At 38.3% G+C, this 19,371-nt stretch carries 19 protein-coding genes; 12 read left to right on the top strand and 7 right to left on the bottom strand.

Annotation, left to right across the window (positions count from 1 at the left end):
* Positions 1–4,099: YadA-like family protein (locus EXE10_RS04690; RefSeq protein WP_130112523.1), on the top strand; the 4,099-nt coding region annotated here is incomplete at its 5' end.
* A 778-nt stretch (positions 4,100–4,877) separates the two neighbouring features.
* Entirely contained in the window at positions 4,878–5,489 is a 612-nt protein-coding gene (locus EXE10_RS04685) for a glutathione S-transferase N-terminal domain-containing protein (protein WP_068974487.1), read from the top strand.
* Positions 5,490–5,560: 71 nt separating this feature from the next.
* On the opposite strand, the gene EXE10_RS04680 is transcribed toward EXE10_RS04685, so the two are convergent.
* The 6 genes from EXE10_RS04680 to EXE10_RS04655 all read right to left on the bottom strand — a co-directional run bounded on the left by EXE10_RS04680 (position 5,561) and on the right by EXE10_RS04655 (position 9,184).
* The gene (locus tag EXE10_RS04680) at positions 5,561–6,217 is read right to left on the bottom strand and encodes a hypothetical protein (protein ID WP_228256308.1); all 657 of its coding nucleotides are present in this window, start codon (positions 6,215–6,217) and stop codon (positions 5,561–5,563) included.
* Between the two features lie 102 nt (positions 6,218–6,319).
* Positions 6,320–7,132, bottom strand: coding sequence for a thiazole synthase (locus tag EXE10_RS04675; RefSeq protein WP_068974489.1), 813 nt, complete (start codon positions 7,130–7,132; stop codon positions 6,320–6,322).
* A gap of 23 nt (positions 7,133–7,155) precedes the next feature.
* The gene (thiS, locus tag EXE10_RS04670; RefSeq protein WP_068974490.1) at positions 7,156–7,353 is read right to left on the bottom strand and encodes a sulfur carrier protein ThiS; all 198 of its coding nucleotides are present in this window, start codon (positions 7,351–7,353) and stop codon (positions 7,156–7,158) included.
* A gap of 45 nt (positions 7,354–7,398) precedes the next feature.
* A complete protein-coding gene (locus tag EXE10_RS04665) occupies positions 7,399–7,764 on the bottom strand; it encodes a DUF423 domain-containing protein (RefSeq protein WP_130112522.1) in 366 nt (121 codons plus the stop codon).
* Positions 7,765–7,933: 169 nt separating this feature from the next.
* Positions 7,934–8,803 carry an RNA polymerase sigma factor RpoH gene (gene rpoH, locus EXE10_RS04660; protein ID WP_068974492.1) on the bottom strand — a complete coding sequence of 290 codons (870 nt, stop codon included), beginning with the start codon at positions 8,801–8,803 and terminating at the stop codon, positions 7,934–7,936.
* Between the two features lie 138 nt (positions 8,804–8,941).
* On the bottom strand, positions 8,942–9,184 hold the full coding sequence (locus tag EXE10_RS04655; protein ID WP_068974493.1) for a sulfurtransferase TusA family protein: 243 nt from the start codon (positions 9,182–9,184) through the stop codon (positions 8,942–8,944).
* Positions 9,185–9,564: 380 nt separating this feature from the next.
* Between EXE10_RS04655 and EXE10_RS04650 the strand changes: the two genes are divergently transcribed.
* Both EXE10_RS04650 and rhlB read left to right on the top strand, forming a co-directional pair.
* A complete protein-coding gene (locus EXE10_RS04650; protein ID WP_004822370.1) occupies positions 9,565–9,777 on the top strand; it encodes a cold-shock protein in 213 nt (70 codons plus the stop codon).
* A gap of 107 nt (positions 9,778–9,884) precedes the next feature.
* Positions 9,885–11,036 (top strand): ATP-dependent RNA helicase RhlB, encoded by a 1,152-nt coding sequence (gene rhlB / locus EXE10_RS04645; RefSeq protein ID WP_130112521.1) that lies wholly within the window; start codon positions 9,885–9,887, stop codon positions 11,034–11,036.
* Between the two features lie 401 nt (positions 11,037–11,437).
* Here the strand turns inward: rhlB and EXE10_RS04640 are convergent, their stop codons facing one another.
* Complete coding sequence (locus tag EXE10_RS04640) at positions 11,438–11,818, bottom strand: hypothetical protein (protein WP_130112520.1); 381 nt, start codon at positions 11,816–11,818, stop codon at positions 11,438–11,440.
* A 209-nt stretch (positions 11,819–12,027) separates the two neighbouring features.
* Between EXE10_RS04640 and EXE10_RS04635 the strand changes: the two genes are divergently transcribed.
* The 8 genes from EXE10_RS04635 (at position 12,028) to purF (ending at position 19,270) form a co-directional block, all read left to right on the top strand.
* Positions 12,028–12,603 (top strand): nitroreductase family protein, encoded by a 576-nt coding sequence (locus EXE10_RS04635; protein WP_130112519.1) that lies wholly within the window; start codon positions 12,028–12,030, stop codon positions 12,601–12,603.
* Between the two features lie 127 nt (positions 12,604–12,730).
* The gene (locus EXE10_RS04630) at positions 12,731–13,804 is read left to right on the top strand and encodes an NAD(P)H-dependent glycerol-3-phosphate dehydrogenase (RefSeq protein ID WP_068974497.1); all 1,074 of its coding nucleotides are present in this window, start codon (positions 12,731–12,733) and stop codon (positions 13,802–13,804) included.
* Between the two features lie 95 nt (positions 13,805–13,899).
* Positions 13,900–14,355 carry a phosphohistidine phosphatase SixA gene (gene sixA, locus EXE10_RS04625; protein WP_087554055.1) on the top strand — a complete coding sequence of 152 codons (456 nt, stop codon included), beginning with the start codon at positions 13,900–13,902 and terminating at the stop codon, positions 14,353–14,355.
* 35 nt (positions 14,356–14,390) lie between these two features.
* Positions 14,391–15,533, top strand: coding sequence for a type II secretion system protein GspL (gspL, locus tag EXE10_RS04620; protein WP_130112518.1), 1,143 nt, complete (start codon positions 14,391–14,393; stop codon positions 15,531–15,533).
* Positions 15,533–16,012, top strand: a complete 480-nt coding sequence (gene gspM, locus EXE10_RS04615) for a type II secretion system protein GspM (protein WP_130112517.1) — start codon at positions 15,533–15,535, stop codon at positions 16,010–16,012. The genes gspL and gspM overlap by 1 nt, the downstream gene beginning before the upstream one ends.
* 89 nt (positions 16,013–16,101) lie before the next feature.
* On the top strand, positions 16,102–17,106 hold the full coding sequence (locus EXE10_RS04610; RefSeq protein WP_130112516.1) for a quinone-dependent dihydroorotate dehydrogenase: 1,005 nt from the start codon (positions 16,102–16,104) through the stop codon (positions 17,104–17,106).
* Between the two features lies 1 nt (position 17,107).
* The gene (locus EXE10_RS04605; protein ID WP_130112515.1) at positions 17,108–17,701 is read left to right on the top strand and encodes a CvpA family protein; all 594 of its coding nucleotides are present in this window, start codon (positions 17,108–17,110) and stop codon (positions 17,699–17,701) included.
* Between the two features lie 24 nt (positions 17,702–17,725).
* The gene (gene purF / locus EXE10_RS04600; RefSeq protein WP_068974503.1) at positions 17,726–19,270 is read left to right on the top strand and encodes an amidophosphoribosyltransferase; all 1,545 of its coding nucleotides are present in this window, start codon (positions 17,726–17,728) and stop codon (positions 19,268–19,270) included.
* The last annotated feature ends 101 nt before the right edge of the window (positions 19,271–19,371 follow it).

Below are 19,371 nucleotides of genomic sequence, written 5' to 3'. Positions count from 1 at the left end.
AGTTGGTGGATTAAGTACAGACCTTGGCACTTTGACAGGAACTGTTGGTGGATTAAGTACAGACCTTGGTATTTTGACAGGAACAGTAAGTGATTTAGGTGGAAAAGTTACAACTCTAAATTCATATTTTACTGGTGCAAATGGCGTAAACAGCTTCACTGTGGGTAAAAACAATATTGCAAATGCTCAAGGAAGCATGGCAGTTGGTACAAATAACAAAATCCAAGATGATACAGCTAAAAACAGTATTGCTGTAGGTAAAGGCAATACGATTCATGCTGCAAATGCATCTGCATTTGGTCGCCAGAATGAAGTAAGTGGGGTTGGTTCTGTTGCATTTGGTCGTGAAAATACAATTCAAAGTGCTGCTACAAATGGTAGTGCGTTCGGTATAAACAATACGGTTAATGGTGCAAATGCTGTGGCTGTAGGTTTTAAATCTCAAGCTAATGCGAAAAATTCTGTTGCGATGGGTAACGGTGCTATCGTAGCTGCTGGTGCTGATAGTTCTATAGCTTTAGGTACAGGTTCAGAGGCGACAGAAGCTAACACTGTTTCAGTTGGGGATGCTACAACTCAGCGTCGTATTGTAAATCTTGCTGAAGGTACAGCGGATACAGATGCAGTAAATGTTCAACAGTTGAACAAGGCAAAAACAGATCTTACAGCTGACATTAATACTTTAGATACTAAACTTACAGATGATATCGGTGCTTTAGATACCAAACTTACAGGTGATATCGGTGCTTTAGATACTAAACTTACAGGTGATATTGGTGTTTTAGATACCAAACTTACAAGTGATATCGGTGCTTTAGATACCAAACTTACGGGTGAAATCGGTACTTTAGATACTAAACTTACAGGTGATATAGCTATCCTCTCTGACAAAGCAGTTCAGTATGCATCTTCAACCAAAGATGAAGTCGTGCTTGGTGGGGCAGCTGGAACTACAATCAAAAATGTTGCGGGTACAGAAAGTGATATTGTAGAAGATGGTAAAAATGCTGCAAACGTAGGGCAAGTATTTAGTGTTCAAACGACTGCACAACAAGCATTGGATGATGCAAAACAAGCAAATGATTGGATTGATCAAGTTAATCCATTGTTTGAGGGTAATAACTATTCAGATAATGTTGTATTTGGTCGTGGTAATTCTGCTGGTAAAAATGCTACTGCTGTAGGAAGTGAAAACGATGCTTCTGGTGAAGCAAGTAGTGCTATTGGGTATTTAAATACAGCAGCTGGAAAACTAGGAAGTGCTTTTGGTGTTGCAAATAATGCTACGGGTGAAAATAGTAGTGCTCTAGGATATTTAAATACAGCATCTGCCAAGGATAGTAGTGCAGTAGGTAATTATAATAAGGCAACGAATGAGGCTAGCAGTGCATTTGGTGCATCTAATGACGCTTCAGGCATAGCTAGTAGTGCTATTGGGTATTTAAATACAGCTTCAGGTCAATTCAGTGCTGCGGTGGGTACTTTTAACTATGCAGCAGAAACAGGAAGTACAGCTCTAGGTGGTGCGGCAGGATCATCGCAATTAAATATTGGATTGAATAAAGCAGGTACTAAGATTACATCGATTAATGGTATTCCAGTGACTGCTTCAAGTCTAGATACTAATAGCATTACAGCAATTAATGGTGTAACCGTAACCTCTGCTCAGAGAGAAGATTTTCTAAACGCTGTTCAAAATGGTGGTAGTGTTTCATTTGGTGCATATAGCACTGCTGTAGGAAGTAAAAATACAGCGATCGGCACCGCAAGTACAGCCTTGGGGCATAATAACTTAGCACTTGGTGAGAACAGCACTGTTTTAGGTGTAAACAGTCAGGCGACAAAAGAAAATGCAATCGCAATTGGTTCGAGTAGTTCAGCAACAGCAAAAAATGCAATTTCTGTCGGTAGTGAAAGTAAAGCAGAAGCTGTAAATGCAATCGCATTGGGGAATCAGTCATCTGTAAGCACAGGTGCAAAAAATGGTATTGCAATAGGTAATGCTGCTTCAGTAACGAAAGATGCAGCAAATTCGATTGCATTGGGTTCAGGGTCTCTTGCTGATAAAGCGAACACATTGTCTGTGGGTAGTACAGGAAATGAAAGAACCATTTCTAACCTAGCTGCGGGTGAAGCAGACACAGATGCTGTCAATGTCAAACAGTTGAAAGATCAAATTCAAAATGATCTTGGCGATTTGCCAGAACTTGCAGTTAAATACGACTCAAGTGCTAAAGATACAATTACTTTAGGTAATGGTACTCAAACTGCAAAAATCACTAATTTAACAAAAGCAGATCTTAGTGCGACTTCTTCAGATGCAGTGACTGGCGCTCAATTATTTGAAACAAATGCAAAAGTGACTGCTGTTGAAACTGGTGTAGGTGCTATTAATACACGCCTAGACTCTACTAAGTTGGCTTTAGGTGGTAATTCTGCAGCAGTTGGAAATAATACAACAGCTGTCGGCGCATACAATGTTGCTGTTAAAAAAGGAAGTAGTGCGCTAGGTGCTTCAGGTAAAGTAGGAACATTTGTCAACAATCCAGATGATGCGTTTATTACAATCAATGGCCATACTGTCCAAGTTGAAAAAGACAGTAACGATGTCATCACTAAGTTGAATGGTGAAGTTGTTGATGCGGATACTTTGGCAGCAATTGAAGCGGCAGCTAAAAATGGCGGTAACATCACACTTGGTAAATACAGTACTGCTGTTGGTAATGCGAACCTTGTAATAGGTAACAACAGTGTTGCACTGGGTGATAACAACTTTGTATCTGCAAACAATGCTGTAGCATTAGGCTCTGGTTCTGTAGCAGATGAAGACAATACCGTTTCTGTCGGTAATTCTTCTACGCAACGCCGTATCACCAATGTGGCTGCGGGTACAAATGCTAACGATGCTGTGAACTATGCACAACTTTCTAATATTAGTTCACAAACTCAAGCGTGGATTGGTGGGGGAGCAAATTATGCAACAGGTACAGCACCTACATTTACCATTCGTGGACAAAGCTATGACAATGTTGGATCTAGTTTTGAAGCTGTAGATAAAGCGCTTTCAGGCTTAGATCAATCCATTGCAGATAGCTTAACAAGTGCTAAGCAATATGCTGATCAGCAAGCTGCAGATGCTTTAGCACAAGCAAAAGCGGATGCGACTTCAAAAGCAAATACAGCTGAAAGCAATGCTAATGGCTATACTGACCAAGCGAAGAAAGATGCAATCACATCTTCAAATCAACATACAGATACTGAAATCAAAGGTGTCTATGATGAAATGGATAAGCGTGGTCAATATATCAGCATCAATGGTTCAAGTGCAGCGGCAAGTGGCAACGGAAGTGTAGCCGCTGGAACGGCAGCAAATGCATCAGGTGCAGCTTCGATGGCACTTGGAAATGGTGCTCAATCTACAGGTGTTCAATCTATCGCATTGGGTGATGGTGCTAGAGCATATGGTGTTCAATCAATTAGTATCGGTACTGGAAATACTGTGTCTGGAAATCACTCTGGTGCAATCGGTGACCCAAGTACTGTAACAGGCAACAACAGCTATGCATTGGGTAATAACAACAATGTGAGTGGTGATAATGCATTTGCAATCGGTAATAGCATTACAACTTCTGCGAAAAACTCAGTAACTTTGGGTAATGAGTCTACTAACACTCGTGATAACACAGTTTCAGTAGGTTCTGCAGAAAGCCAACGTCAAATTACTAATGTGGCTGCTGGTACAGCAGATACTGATGCAGTCAATGTTTCTCAAATGAAACAAGGTAATGTTGATACACTAGCAAGTGCAAAATCTTATACAGATAGCAAAGTTGAAAGTTTAGAACGTAGCTTCCGAAATATGGATGACCGTTTTGACCGTCAAGGTGCGATGAGCGCGGCAATGTTAAATATGGCAACAAGTACAGCAGGTCTGCAAGGACAAAACCGTATTGGGGTTGCTGCTGGTTTCCAAGGTTCAGAACAAGCTGTAGCAATCGGTTATCAACGCTTAGTGAATGAAAATGTTAGCTTAAGTGTTGGTGGTGCTTTCACTAAAGAAGAAGCTTCAGGCGGTGTAGGTATTGGTTTTGGTTGGTAAAATCTAGCTAAAAATTAAAACCTAGAAAACTCTCCTAAAAACCAGTTGGTTCACCAGCTGGTTTTTCTATGGAGCTTGTATTTTTTAAATGATGCCACTATAGCGGTAGCTATAAAGCTTATTTTACGCATATTTAAAGTGTCATTTTTTAGATACGTTTGAGTTTAAATCTGATATGAATCATAGATTAAGTTTCATATTTTACGCAACCAATGATAAAAATGTGATTATTTTGGATTTATTTCATTAAACTGATAAAAATACCAAATTTCAGGTATATCTGTTGAGTTTGAATTATGTTTATATAACTTGTTAATTAATCAAAATTTAAAACGAAAAGAGTGCTTTAATCCTCATGCACACACAAAAAACTCTTATTTATATAGCGGTGATGCAAGTTATTTTAATTGGTTGTAATTCTATCTACTTTTTTTTATCGTAAAACACCTTTAGGTTGTGATATAGGATTTACTTAGCACCTATTTCAAATGTATCTAAGCATAAAAAGATGGAAACTGCTTTCATCAAAGCTTGTTTAGAGTAGCTACTTTTGTTACCAAACAAGACATACCTTTCATCATTCTTTAAAGATGGTATGTTAAAACATCTATTAGTCAAAAGATAAGAAGTTTAACTTGAAAAAGTCTTCATTATATTGAATATTCAAGGTGTAGCTAATTTTATAGATTTACGCTCTTTTGCAATTTTTAAGTTTTATCACTAAATATTGAAAATTGAGCCATTTACAACTTAAACAGTCATAGAACAAGGATTAAATATGAAGTTATATTACTCACCAGGTGCATGTTCATTAGCTGCCCATATTTTGCTTAATGAAATTAACGTAGATTTTGATTTAGTCCGTGTTGATTTAAAAACCCATACAACAGAAAAAGGGGCTGATTACTATGAAATTAACCCTAAAGGCTACGTACCCGCTTTAGAGATCAATCCAGGTTTGATTTTGACGGAAAACGTTGCAGTTCTTCCTTTTATTGCGCAACATGATGCAGGGCAAGATTTGATTCCACCATCAGGTCTAGGTCGTGCCAAAGTTTTAGAATGGTTGGGCTATTTAAACTCAGAACTGCATGATGAATATGCTGTATTTTTTGACCCTAAAATTACTGAAGATGAAAAAGTACGTGGTTATGCGACCATTGATAAAATGTTGAAATATATTGATGATTATCTGGGTGAGTCTGAATTCGATTATTTAGTCAATGATCGCTTTGGTCCTGCGGATGCATATTTGTTTGTCATCACAAATTGGTCAAATGTAATTCATCATGATTTAACACCATTTAAAAATATTGTGGCATTGCGTAATTTAGTTGCAGGTCGTCAATCGGTGCAAATTGCGATGCGTGACGAAGGTTTGATTCCTTAAGATCAGCATCTGAATTGAAAGCACCTCAGGGTGCTTTTTTTATGGGAATAAGTTTAGTCTTTATCTGCCTGTCATTTTATCATCTGTTTCAAAAAGTTTTGATCATCTTTAAATTGAATTTTTTCTAAAGTGTTTGGTGATATTGGTGATAATTTCTTCCATGTTATTTTAGGTTTTACTTGATCATCGAATTCATTATAGACTGTAGTTTTTAATTTTTGAGTGAGAAAATTACCACTATGGCGGGTTGCCTTGCCATCAGTTTTATATGCAAACCAATATTCAAAGCCAATAAGTCTAAATTGTTCATTGGAAAGCTTGAAGCGATATACCCATGAATCACCATACCAATTTGAACAGTTATTCATGCCATGCAAGGTTATGTCTAAAAGATTTTTATTAATTTTTACACTGTCCTCATCTAGAGCATCAGCAATACAATTTTCATCATCACGATAGGTCCATTCTGGAATTTTTTTAACGAGCATTTGCTGTAAAATATTGCCTTTATTGATCAATACCAATAATTTTCGATTCAAAATTTTATAATTTTTAGGCTGTATAATGACTACGGTATCCATCAATCCATCTGAATTTAAATCACCATTAGCCTGCGTGATAATTTCCCAATGCTGAGGAACAAATTTTTGCAATTGCGTTGGGATTTGTTTTGCCATTGAAAAAGAGGGGATACTGGCGATACATAGTGTTGTGATTATTTTTATCATGGTCGATCTCGGTCATTTATGAATTATTTTAAACTCAATTTGACTGATTAAAAAGGCTACCGAAGCAGCCTAAATAGTGTCACTACAAAGATAAATAAAAAATTATTTAAAGAAATAACCTGTTTCAGGCGAGCTTGCATTTGCCATACGTTTGCGTGGCATACGACCTGCAAGATAGGCTTCACGACCTGCTTCAACCGCTTTTTTCATTGCAGATGCCATTAAAATAGGATTTTGCGCAGCAGCAATCGCTGTGTTCATCAACACACCATCACAGCCAAGTTCCATTGCAATCGCAGCATCACTAGCCGTACCGACACCTGCATCGACTAAAACAGGAACTTTCGCATTTTCTTTAATGATCGAAATAGTATGCGGATTTAAAATACCTAAGCCAGAACCAATCAAACTCCCTAAAGGCATAATGGCAACACAGCCCATGCTTTCAAGTTCTTGTGCGACAATTGGATCATCTGATGTATACACCATGACTTCAAAACCATCATCAATCAATGTGCGTGCAGCATCTAAAGTCGCAGTGATATTTGGATAAAGTGTTTTTTCATCACCCAAAACTTCAAGTTTTACAAGGTTATGACCATCTAAAAGTTCACGTGCGAGCATACACGTACGCACAGCACTATTGGCATCAAAACAACCAGCTGTATTTGGAAGAATGGTGTATTTTTCAGGTGGGATGACAGAAAGCAAGTTTGGTTGATCAGGGTTTTGCCCGATATTGACACGACGAATCGCTACGGTCACGATCTCAGCACCACTGGCTTGGATCGCTAAATCCGTTTCTTGCATATCTTTATATTTTCCCGTTCCAACCAACAAACGAGATTGAAAAGTACGTGAACCAATAATGAGAGGAGAGTCTTGGTGATTCAATGAATTGGAAAGGTCTTGCATGGTTTTCCCCATTTTTAGCCGAATTAGCCGCCACCGACAGCATGGATAATTTCAATACGATCTTTGTCAGAAAGTTGCGTTTGCTCGAGTTTACTTTTGGAAATGATCATTTCATTCATTTCTACTGCAAAGCGTTTGCCTTCTAAAGACAATTCCTGAATGAGCTGTAATAGGTTTTGGCAAGAGGTATCTTGAGGCTCACCATTTAAGAAAATTTGCATATATATTCCATTTCAGTGTGCAAATTGTAGATTGAAAATATCAACTTATTTTGCGTATTTAAACGCATTCCAAGCAAGCACGAGCCAACCGGCGATCATCAAAGCACCACCAATTGGCGTGATTGCACCAAGGAAACGTGGTAAGCCAAGTGCCATGATATAAAGCGAACCACAGAAAAAGAAAATTCCAATCTGAATCAAAATAAAGCTAAGTTTAATTGGTAATTGAGGAACAACTTTATTGAGTATTCCAAGTGCCAATAGACCAAGTGCATGATAGAAGAAATAATCAGTTGCAGTATGCCACCATGAAAGTTGGATTTCGGTTGCCCGTGCTTTTAAACCGTGCGCACCAAAAGCACCTAAGGCTACTGCAAAGGCTAAGTTCAATGCTGAAATTGCAATCCACATCAGTCAGTCATCTACATAAATTTGCGCATAACCATAACATAATTTTTTTCAATCAATAAGGCTAAATCTACACAGAATAAAACTTTCATACTCCTGTATTATAAATTTTTGAACAAAATAAAAGGGCATAAGCCCCTTTATTAAAAAATGAATCAAAAAGTATGCCAGATTAATTTGATGACATTGCCACTTTTATTTTATCCATGGCATTTTTCTCTAACTGACGAATACGTTCAGCAGAAACATTATATTCAGCAGCCAGTTCATGCAAAGTTGACTTATCATCATCTAACCAACGACGCTGTAGAATATTACGAGAACGATCATCTAGTTGTTCCATTGCGCTATGCAGGGCATTGGTACTTTGTTCTTCGTAATCTTCTTCTTCGATCAAACGTGCAGGGTCGTAGCGGTTATCTTCAAGATATAATGCAGGCGCAACATGGGTTGAACCTTCATCATCGTCATCACCTTGCGCTTCAAAAGCAGCATCATAAGCGGTTAAACGACCTTCCATTTCCAACACTTGTTCAGGTGTTACATTCAAGTCATTGGCAATGGATTTTGCTTCTTCAAGTGTAAGTTTCTTGCTCGACTTTTTTAAACTACGTAAATTAAAGAACAGTTTACGTTGTGCTTTGGTTGTGGCAATTTTAACAATACGCCAGTTGCGAATCACATATTCATGAATCTCAGCTTTGATCCAATGTACGGCAAAAGATACTAAACGTACGCCCATATTGGGGTCAAAACGTTTAACTGCTTTCATTAATCCGAGATTGCCTTCTTGGATTAAGTCACCTTGTGGCAAGCCATAACCTGCATAACTGCGGGCAATATGTACCACAAAACGTAAGTGAGACATCACCAACATTTTTGCAGCATCTAAATCTTGATCATAGAAATAACGATCAGCCAACTCTTTTTCTTGCTCGGCTGTCAAGATCGGAATTTGATTTACAGTGCTGATATAAGCACCTAAGTTAACGCCAGGTGCAGACAAGGACAGGGGCATCAACTGATTGCTGCTGTCACTCATGAGTTCTCCTTATAGGAATTTAGTTGTATTACCAATGCATTCATCTTAATTCGAATAGTCTACATAAGTAAGGAAATTTGGGTATCTAAATGTAAATTTTTATGCAAATTTGCAAAAATGAATTTTAAACGAAAATATTTAAGATTCAATTAAGTAATGGAATTCTTGCACAGAAACTTTAGTCAATTGACATGAAATATGGTGAATCTCACAATATCGAGTGATGTCGATCTCACTATGTGGGTCTGAGGATTTTAAAAGTAACAACTGTTTACCATTGCTTTTCTTGAGTTGTTTTTTCAACATCAATAGTGGCATTGGACAGGGTTTACCCATACTGTCTATTTCTACAGGTATTTCATTCGCTAAAAGCTCAGTCATTCGTATTTCAAACATACACCATAATGTAAGGGCTAAAATTCTAACAAAGTTCGTTATATAGCCCAAGTTATTTATCGAATTCCTTCGAAATAAAAATCAATATATGCGCTTGTTTAAAAATTAGTCTTGAAATTGAAAATAATTATCAAAAAAAATTCTATTAATTGTCATAAACCCATGTTAAGCTCATCGCGTATTTAGGATTTATCAGAAACAATTGTTGTTTTTAACCCTATTACAAATGGATGTAACCGGGATTTTGTTAATAGTTTTACAGAATGATTACAAGCTTTGAAATTACAAAATATTTTAAAACTTTGTTTACTCTGCTGTTTGCAACACCGGGTGGTCCCTTTTTCTTTATAACTGAGGATTAACTTATGACAGCTCGTGAACAAGGCGTAGTTAAATGGTTCAACGACACTAAAGGCTTCGGCTTTATCCAACGCGCAGGCGGTGATGATGTATTTGTTCATTTCCGTGCTATTCAAGGTGATGGTCACCGTTCACTTCGTGACGGTCAACGCGTTGAATTCAGCGTAGTTCAAGGTCAAAAAGGTTTTCAAGCTGAAGAAGTTCAGCCTTTAGACTAATCTTAAATTTTTAAAAATTTAAGTAGCGCTCCAATTTTTTATAAATTGGGGCGTTTTTTGTTTATAATGGTCGCAATTTAAAGTGCCTACAGTTAGAGCTCGTATTTATGTCATCAGGTTTTGAAACCCTTAATTTACATCCGCAACTTAAACAAGCGATTGATGCTTTAGGGTTTAAAGAAATGACCCCGATTCAACAAAAAGTATTGAAATATACTTTGGCAGGTCATGATGCAATTGGTCGAGCGCAAACAGGTACGGGGAAAACTGCCGCTTTTTTAGTCAGTATTATTAATGATTTGCTAACTAACCCTGTAAAAGAACAACGTTTCCGTGGTGAACCGCGTGCTTTGATTCTTGCACCGACACGTGAACTTGCGATCCAGATCGAAAATGACGCAAAAGATTTAGTAAAGTTTAGTAACCTCAATGTTGTGACATTGGTCGGTGGCGTAGATTTTGATAAGCAACGTAAACATTTAGATCAAGGTTTTGTTGATATTTTGGTGGCGACACCAGGTCGTTTGATTGATTTCACAGAACAAAAAGAAGTTTGGCTTGATCAAATTGAATTCTTAGTCATTGATGAAGCCGATCGTTTATTGGACATGGGCTTTATTCCATCGGTGAAGCGTATTGTGCGTTTTTCACCACGTAAGGAACAACGTCAGACTTTAATGTTCTCTGCAACATTTAGTTATGATGTTTTAAATCTGGCGCAACAATGGTTGTTTGAACCTGTAACGGTTGAGATTGAGCCTGAAAAGAAAACCAATGCTGATGTTGAACAGCGTGTTTATGTGGTTGAGAAAAAAGATAAATATCGTCTACTACGTGAAATCTTAGCGGATGAACCGATTGAAAAAGTCATGATTTTCGCCAACCGTCGTGACCAAGTTCGTAAACTTTATGACCATTTAAAAGCAGATGGTTATAAAGTGGTGATGTTGTCTGGTGAGATTGCGCAAGATAAACGCATTAAAATGCTCGACCAATTTAAAAATGGTAAGCATAACATCATGATCGCAACGGATGTCGCAGGACGTGGTATTCATGTGGATGGTGTTTCACATGTCGTGAATTTCACTTTGCCAGAGCAATCAGATGATTATGTGCATCGTATTGGTCGTACAGGTCGTGCAGGTTCTCAGGGTGTGAGTATTAGTTTCTTATCTGAAGATGATGCATTTAATTTACCAACCATTGAGAAAGCGATTGGTCAAAAATTACCATTAACTCGTTTGGAAGGTTATTGTTAATTTAACGTATTATTCATTGTAATGATAAAAAATCCCCTTGATCTAAGGGGATTTTTTATCTGTCAGTATTAATTACTGATGTTACGCACTTCAAAAGAACAGAATCGTTTTAAAACTTACTTGGCGGAGTCTTACATCCAAAGTTTAGATTTAGTGGTAAGCCTTCGGCTCGACCACACTTTTGTTTCGGCAAAATGAGCAGTGAAACTGCGCAAGGAAACCATCTTGCGAAGCTTCGCTTCTCACCGCAAAACTCGTCAACTACCACCTTTTGATTGATAACTCGCAGAAACATTAACTTATAGATGTAGTCCTGCCTCAAACACGTTGCGGATGACGTTAACGCGTATCAAATTTCATTGAGATCAAAATAAGTTTTTAATGCTACTGCGTAACATCAGTTAATTCGCTTTACATGTAAACGTTAACTTGGTTTGGTAGTCTGTATCTTTTTCAATACCATTACTCTTACCAATTACTGAGCCAATCACACCTGCCGCAGCAGTGATCATTTTTCCAGTCTGTTCATCAAATACACCTTTTAATGCACCATTGTACTCATTCTTTTCGTCGACTAAGATTGGTGCTGCTTTTTTACCACAGGTACTGTTGGCCGCAGTAATCGCATTATTTTTAGCAATCACTTGGCTTTTACCCAAGCCAGTAACTTCGTATTGGTTATTGGCATTTTGGATTGCGAGTGTTTTTGTAGGATTTGATGTACACGCTGTTAAAACAAAAACGATGCTAGATGAACATGTAATTGCTGAAATTTTTTTCATCTTGTTTCCTATTTAAATATGCAACAGTATTTATAATATTTGAGCATAATGTTTAGACTAAATATAGGAAATCTTGTAAAAATTTGCATTTTCTTATGGTTTTACTGTGAATGAATTGGGACAAGTGAATTTAACATTTGTCAGGATAGCGTAATCTTTTTAGAGTGTGGTACTCTTGAGACAAATGAACTTTATTAGATAATCGGTCAATGTCGGAATCAAATTTTCAAGCAGTACATGACAATATTCACCAAAGACAATCTATTGGACATTTGGTTGAGCCTGCACCTACACATGATCAATTGAATATTGCTTTTCATGCCGCATTAACAGCACCTGATCATCATCGTTTAAAACCGACGCAATTTATCGTTGTGGAAGGTGAGCAACGTGAGGCATTTGGTGAGTTATTGGCGCAAGCTGTTCAAGATTTGGGTGAGATGGATGCGGCGCAAATTGAGCGCGTTAAACACCATCCTTTCCGTGCACCAATTATCGTATTGGCAGTAACCAAATTTCAAGATCATCCTAAAGTTCCATTGTTTGAACAGACTTTAAGTTCAGGTGCAGCGATTGAAAATTTCCTTTTGTCGATGCAAGCGCAGGGCTTTGCTACCATGTGGCGTAGTGGAGCAGTGGTTGAGTCGAATTTATTAAAGTCAGCATTGGGTTTGGCAGAGCGTGATTTAATCTCTGGGGTGATCTATGTCGGTACGGCAGCAAAAGTAATTGCGCCTCGTGCGGAAATAGATGTTCAACCTTATGTTCATTTTTGGACAAAATAGCGGTTGTTACGTGTTAAGTTGAAAATAGCAGTATCGTGAAAAAAAGATGATACTGTTTTTCAAAAGATCGTTAGAAATTTAATTATTCTTCGTTTAAAAAATTGCTAAAAGTTTTGGGATAAAAATAATGTCAGATTTACAGTTTAAAGATTTGGTTGAACCTGTTGCTATAGATAAAAAAACAGCATTACGTGTCACCGTGCTTGGTGGTGGAAGCTTTGGTACTGCAATGGCAAATACAGCGGTACGTAATGGTTGCGACACCATGATTTGGATTCGTGATGAAGCGATTGCCAAAGAAATCAATGCAACTCATGTGAATAAACGTTATTTACCAGATTTTAAACTTGAAGATGGATTGCGTGCTGTTTCGAATTTGGAACAAGCTGTTTGTGATCGTGACATTATTCTGGTTGCCATTCCAAGTCATTCTTTCCGTGATGTTTTACGTCAGATTAAACCATTTATTAGCGCTCAAGCAGTTGTATCATTAACCAAAGGTGTTGAAGCAAAAACCTTTAGTTTTATGAGTGACATCATTCGTGAAGAATTGCCAGAAGTGCCTTATGGTGTATTGTCTGGACCGAACTTAGCCAAAGAAATTGTCGCAGGTCAACCCGCAGGTACTGTAATTGCCAGTGATTCTGAACTGGTTCGTTATGCAGTTCAACAAGCTTTACACAGTGCTTTGTTCCGTGTGTTTGGCAGTGATGATGTACATGGGGTTGAATTGGGTGGTGCGCTAAAAAATATTTATGCAGTCGCAATGGGTATGGCGGCAGCATATAAAGTTGGTGAAAATACCAAGAGTATGATTTTGACCCGTGCTTTGGCGGAAATGAGTCGTTTTGCGGTGAAGCTAGGTGCGAATCCATTAACTTTCTTAGGGTTATCTGGTGTAGGTGATTTATTTGCAACCTGTAATAGTCCACTAAGCCGTAATTACCAAGTGGGCTTTGCTTTGGGTTCTGGGAAAACTTTAGATCAGGCGACCAAAGAATTAGGGCAAACTGCGGAAGGGATTAATACGATTGTCCAAGTGAATACACGTGCTAAAGAGTTAGATGTATATATGCCGATCACTCAAGCATTGTATGAAGTCATTTTTGAAGGTGCGCCGCCTCTAAATATTGCGGTATCTTTGATGAAAAATGGTCATCGTAGTGATGTTGAGTTTGTTCTTCCACATCATGAAGTATAGGCATTCATCCACATTATTTTGATATTTTGTTAATTTTAAAATGGATTTGTCATAAAGCCTCGTTATAATCTGTGCGATATTGAAAAGGAAAATTTATGCAACTGACTTTAGTTCGTCATGGTGAGGCTTCTCCTGCTACGGATGGGATTGATAGTAAACGTCCGTTAACACCACGTGGACATCAGCAAGCTGAACAAACTGCTGAGTTTGTAAAAGAAAATGTGAATCCTGATGTTTTTATTGTCAGTCCATTACTACGTGCGCAAGAAACTTTGGCACATATCCAAAAGCATTTCCCACATGTATCAGTATTGATTTGTGATCAGATTAAACCTGATGATGATGCAAAACTTGCAATAGAATGGTTGTCACAATTACCATTTGAACGTATTGTGGTGGTCTGTCATATGAATGTGGTTGGGCATATCGCAGAACAGTTAACACATGAAAATTTCAATCCTTTTGCCTTGGCTGAAGCTCGAATTTATGAGCAAACAGTGATTGCAAATGGTCTATCGACACAAAATAAAGCCTTTATTCCGACTGTATAAAAGCATTGTTAAAAGAACTGAGCAGAAAACGATAAATGTTGTACTTATGGATGCCTGAAGCCAATGGGGTTTGGCAATGGTCTCGAGGAACAGATTGGACGACTTCTTCGAGTCTAGAACAATTAATACAGGACATTAAACTTTACCAAGGAGAGGAAGCGGTTGTTTTCTTTCCAAGTCGTGAAGTGCAAATTCTTCAACAAAAATTTAGCAAAGCACAATATAAACAATTGGGTGTGGATGGTCTTAAATATTTACTTGAAGAATATGTGATCATGCCGATTGACCAGATGAAAGTGTTTTCACATTTTCAACAACCTGATCAAGTGTCTGTATTGGGGATTAATCATCATGCTGTAACCACGATGCAGCATTCATTGTCATTGATTCCATTAAAAATTGTCTCGTTATTGCCTGATTTTTTAATGCTTCCTGTGCCTGAAGCAGGGCAAACCATTCTTGCCAATATCAATGGTCAGTTACTTGTTCGTGAAAATGAATGGTTGGGAAATTCGATAGATGATCTTGGTCTATATCTAGATTTTGCAGATCGTGAAAAACTATATAAACACAGTGATCTAACCAGTGAACAAGTGTCTAGTCTGTTTGCTATTGCAGAAACGAATCAGCGTGAGTCATTTAATTATCAATTCACTGAGCTGAAAAAGCCAAAACAGCATCCTTATAATGTGTTGCCTAAAGCTAAACAAAGCAATGAAGGTGTTTCGCGTTATTGGCAAGCCTGTGCGGTTCTTCTTGTAGCACTAATTGTTGTGCAACTCAGCTATGATGGATTGCGTTGGTTTAAGTTAAAAAAATTGGCAGATCAAACGGCATTGATCGCAGTAGACCAATATAAAAATTGGTTTCCAAATGAACAGCGTATTACCGAGGAATCTGTAGAGCGCCAGTTTAAAAATAAATTGGCACTGAGTCAGGGTGCAAATACACAAGCTTTGCAATTGTTAAGCCGTGTTGGCCCAATATTGATGCAACATCAAATTATCGCCAATCGTGTCAATTATGATACCGCTATTTTAAATATGGACTTAGTGGCGAAGTCATCTGATGCTTTACAAACCTTGGTAACACAATTGAATCAGCAAGGCTTTAAGGCGGAATTGGGCAATGTTCAGACACAGGGTGGCTCTGTTGTCGGTTTGGTGAAGATACAATAATGAAAAGCATGGAAAATTTTCAAAACCGATTGGATGCATGGTCTGAGAAAGCATCTGAAAATTTAGAAAAAATGACCACTCGTGAACGTGTGATGGTGATTTTTACCAGTATTTTTTTGATTGTTGTCGCGATTGGTTCAGCTTTGTGGTCTACCCATAAAGCAGCAGAAAAGCAGCAAGTTCGTCTCAATGAAATGAAAGATCTTGTGGTGTGGATGCAAAGTAATGTTGTGACCATGAAACCTGCCGATGATTTGGCGCTGACGACTGCCGATAAAATCCAAAGAGTTGCACAACAACAAGGGATTTCTGTCGCTTCGCAACAGGTCGGTGAGCAGTTTCAAATTGTTGCATCACATCAGAATTATGCGGTACTAGCAAACTTTTTGACGCAAATTGCACAAATGGGCGTGAGTCTGGAAAAATTGGAATTGATGAAAGACGGTGGTCAGATTAAATTAACAGCGACAGTTCAGTAGTGGTGAAAATAAACCGAGTAGAAGCATAGCCTTTTTAGCATACTGTGCCTATAATGTGGCAACTTAAAAAGCAGTAGACTTTTATAGCTATGTTGTATTCACTTGCTCGCCCTTTGTTGTTTTCTTTAGCACCAGAGCGTGCACATGAAGTTACATTGTCCATGCTTAAATCTGCCCATAAACTGGGTGCAATGCGTCAAACTGTAGCTACAAAACCTGTCACTTGTATGGGAATTGAGTTTCCAAACCCAGTTGGTTTAGCCGCAGGTCTCGACAAAAATGGTGCTTATATCGATGCCTTAGCAGGTTTAGGCTTTGGTTTTATCGAAATTGGTACGATTACTCCAAAACCACAAGAAGGTAATCCAAAGCCTCGTTTATTCCGTATTCCTCAAGCCAAAGCCATTATTAACCGTATGGGTTTTAATAATGATGGCGTTGATCAATTGGTTGAGAATGTCAAAGCATCTAAATTCAAAGGTATTCTAGGAATTAATATCGGTAAGAATGCGTCAACACCTGTCGAAGATGCTGTTTCTGATTATCTGATTTGCTTAGAAAAAGTATATAACTACGCATCTTATATCACCGTGAATATATCTTCACCAAATACCAAAAATTTACGTTCTCTACAAAGCGGTCATGCTTTGACAGAGTTACTCGAAACTCTCAAAAATCGTCAATTAGAATTGGCTGAAGAGTTTCAGCATTATGTACCGTTGGTACTTAAAGTCGCTCCAGATCTTGAGGCTTCAGATATTGATTTTATCGCTTCACAATTATTGCAATTTAAAATTGATGGTTTGATTGTGACCAATACAACCTTGTCACGTGAAGGCGTGGAAGGTTTGCCATGTGGTGATGAAGCAGGTGGTTTATCTGGCGCACCAGTATTTGAAAAAAGCACAGCCTGTCTTGCTGCTTTTGCGAAGAAATTAAAAGGTCAAGTTCCATTAATTGGTGTGGGCGGGATTTTGTCAGGCGAGCAAGCTGTTGCCAAGCAACAAGCAGGGGCGAGCCTTGTACAAATTTATAGTGGGATGATCTATACTGGTCCTACGCTGATCAAAGACTGTGTTGATGCTATGACTTAAAATGAATACCTTAGACATAATTATACTGATTTTACTGCTCATCGGAGGGCTAAACGGTTTGCGACAAGGATTTGTTAAAGCCTTTGCGAACTTGATAGGATGGATTTTTGCACTGATTGTGGGTGCTAAATATGCCAATATCATCGCGCCTTCCATGTCTGCACTCAGTCAGGATCCTGTGGTGCAAAAAATTGCAGCATTTGCATTTATTGTCTTGGTCATTATTGTTTTAACTTGGTTAGCAACTGCATTATTAAATAGAATTTTAAAGACATTAAAACTTGGACCTTTAAACCGTTTAGCGGGTGGTGCTCTCGGCACCTTGAAAGGTCTCTTCATCGTCCTCATAACTATGCAGGGACTTGGTCCTTGGGTAGAAAGTTCCCCAACGTGGAAACAGTCCAAATTTATTCAAACACTTTTACCATTTGCACCTTTGGCAACTGAAATTTCAAAAGATGCCGCAAATGAAGCATTATATCATATTCATTCAGAAGACCGTCCAGATGGTGCTTCTGAGCAATCTGTTGATCGATCATCTAAAACGTCAGATGATGAAAAGTCAGAACATTCAACAAAGAATCCGTTTTATTAGTCCTAGCTGGTCTGCGAGGTAGTTATGTGTGGAGTCGTTGGTATAGCCGGTAAATCACCTGTGAACCAAATGTTATTTGATGCGTTGACGATGTTACAACATCGTGGACAGGATGCAGCTGGGATTGTGACTTGTCATAATGGACGTCTTTTTTTAAGAAAAGATAACGGTATGGTGCGTGATGTATTCCATACTCGCCACATGCGTGCGCTCTTGGGTAATTATGGGATCGGTCATGTACGTTACCCGACTGCTGGTTCTTCAAGCAGTGCAGAAGCGCAACCATTTTATGTGAACTCTCCTTATGGGATCACTTTGGCACACAATGGTAACTTGACCAATGCGCCAGATATTCATGAAGATTTATTCAAAACTGACTTACGTCATATGAATACTGATTCAGATTCAGAAGTATTGTTAAACGTTTTTGCACATGAGTTGCAAAAAAGTGCATCTTTAACACCAACCCCTGAAGATATTTTCCACACAGTAAAACGTGTGCATGAGCGCTGTAAAGGTGCTTATGGTGTAGTAGCGATGATCACAGGGCATGGTCTGGTTGGCTTCCGTGATCCAAATGGTATTCGTCCATTGATCTACGGTTCACGTTTAACTGAAAATGGTGAAAAAGAATATATTATTGCTTCTGAATCAGTTGCGATTACAGCACTTGGTTTTAAAGTAGAGCGTGATATTGCACCTGGTGAAGCGGTATTTATCAATTCAAATGGTGAATTTTTCTCTCAACAATGTGCTGACAATCCGCGCTATCGTCCATGTATTTTTGAGTATGTGTATTTTGCACGTCCAGATGCAACGATTGATGGAATTTCTGTATATAAAGCACGTTTGAAAATGGGTGAGACCCTTGCGAAGAAAATCCTTCGTGAATGGGGAGATACGCATGACATCGATGTGGTTATCCCAATCCCTGATACTAGCCGTACTTCTGCTTTAGAGTTGGCGAATGTGTTAGGTGTGAAATTCCGTGAAGGTTTTATGAAAAACCGTTATATCGGTCGTACCTTCATTATGCCAGGTCAACAGCAACGTAAGAAATCTGTACGTCAGAAGTTAAACCCTGTTGAACTTGAATTTAAAGGGAAAAATGTACTGTTGGTTGATGACTCTATCGTCCGTGGTACAACGTGTAATGAAATCATTCAGATGGCACGCGATGCGGGTGCAAAAAATGTTTATTTTGCTTCAGCAGCACCAATGGTGAAATATCCAAACGTGTATGGTATCGATATGCCAGCCAAAGCAGAATTGATTGCATCACATCGTAGTGTCAAAGAAATTGAAGAAATTATCGGTGCAGACCGTTTAATTTTCCAAGACTTGGATGATTTAAAAGCGGCAGTTAAAACCCATAAAGTGCCTGAAGTAGAAGAGTTTGATTGTTCTGTATTTGATGGTATTTATGTGACAGGTGATATTGATGAACAATATCTCATCGATCTTGAAAATAGCCGTAGCGATACAGCGAAAAAGCAAAAAGATGGTTATATTGATGTGAATATCGATGCTTCATCTGTAGACTTGAGTGGCATCAAAGAAGAAATGTAAATTTCTATTTTGATTCGTATGAAAAAGCGGGGAACTCCCGCTTTTTTCATATGCACTTTTGATTTATAGTATTTTTTGTACAGTATTTTGCAATGTAATGA

The organism is Acinetobacter sp. WCHAc060033, assembly GCF_004209125.1.
GTDB lineage: Bacteria > Pseudomonadota > Gammaproteobacteria > Pseudomonadales > Moraxellaceae > Acinetobacter > Acinetobacter wuhouensis.
Note: the sequence above shows the minus strand (reverse complement) of the source record. Positions and strands in the feature narration are given on the sequence as shown.

Bases quoted from the DNA above. Each gene is read 5' to 3' on its own strand.
- EXE10_RS04685 (WP_068974487.1), top strand. From the start codon at position 4,878: ATGAAGTTATATTACTCACCAGGTGCATGTTCATTAGCTGCCCATATT.
- EXE10_RS04680 (WP_228256308.1), bottom strand. From the start codon at position 6,217: ATGATAAAAATAATCACAACACTATGTATCGCCAGTATCCCCTCTTTT.
- EXE10_RS04675 (WP_068974489.1), bottom strand. From the start codon at position 7,132: ATGCAAGACCTTTCCAATTCATTGAATCACCAAGACTCTCCTCTCATT.
- thiS (WP_068974490.1), bottom strand. From the start codon at position 7,353: ATGCAAATTTTCTTAAATGGTGAGCCTCAAGATACCTCTTGCCAAAAC.
- EXE10_RS04665 (WP_130112522.1), bottom strand. From the start codon at position 7,764: ATGTGGATTGCAATTTCAGCATTGAACTTAGCCTTTGCAGTAGCCTTA.
- rpoH (WP_068974492.1), bottom strand. From the start codon at position 8,803: ATGAGTGACAGCAGCAATCAGTTGATGCCCCTGTCCTTGTCTGCACCT.
- EXE10_RS04655 (WP_068974493.1), bottom strand. From the start codon at position 9,184: ATGACTGAGCTTTTAGCGAATGAAATACCTGTAGAAATAGACAGTATG.
- EXE10_RS04650 (WP_004822370.1), top strand. From the start codon at position 9,565: ATGACAGCTCGTGAACAAGGCGTAGTTAAATGGTTCAACGACACTAAA.
- rhlB (WP_130112521.1), top strand. From the start codon at position 9,885: ATGTCATCAGGTTTTGAAACCCTTAATTTACATCCGCAACTTAAACAA.
- EXE10_RS04640 (WP_130112520.1), bottom strand. From the start codon at position 11,818: ATGAAAAAAATTTCAGCAATTACATGTTCATCTAGCATCGTTTTTGTT.
- EXE10_RS04635 (WP_130112519.1), top strand. From the start codon at position 12,028: ATGTCGGAATCAAATTTTCAAGCAGTACATGACAATATTCACCAAAGA.
- EXE10_RS04630 (WP_068974497.1), top strand. From the start codon at position 12,731: ATGTCAGATTTACAGTTTAAAGATTTGGTTGAACCTGTTGCTATAGAT.
- sixA (WP_087554055.1), top strand. From the start codon at position 13,900: ATGCAACTGACTTTAGTTCGTCATGGTGAGGCTTCTCCTGCTACGGAT.
- gspL (WP_130112518.1), top strand. From the start codon at position 14,391: ATGTTGTACTTATGGATGCCTGAAGCCAATGGGGTTTGGCAATGGTCT.
- gspM (WP_130112517.1), top strand. From the start codon at position 15,533: ATGAAAAGCATGGAAAATTTTCAAAACCGATTGGATGCATGGTCTGAG.
- EXE10_RS04610 (WP_130112516.1), top strand. From the start codon at position 16,102: ATGTTGTATTCACTTGCTCGCCCTTTGTTGTTTTCTTTAGCACCAGAG.
- EXE10_RS04605 (WP_130112515.1), top strand. From the start codon at position 17,108: ATGAATACCTTAGACATAATTATACTGATTTTACTGCTCATCGGAGGG.
- purF (WP_068974503.1), top strand. From the start codon at position 17,726: ATGTGTGGAGTCGTTGGTATAGCCGGTAAATCACCTGTGAACCAAATG.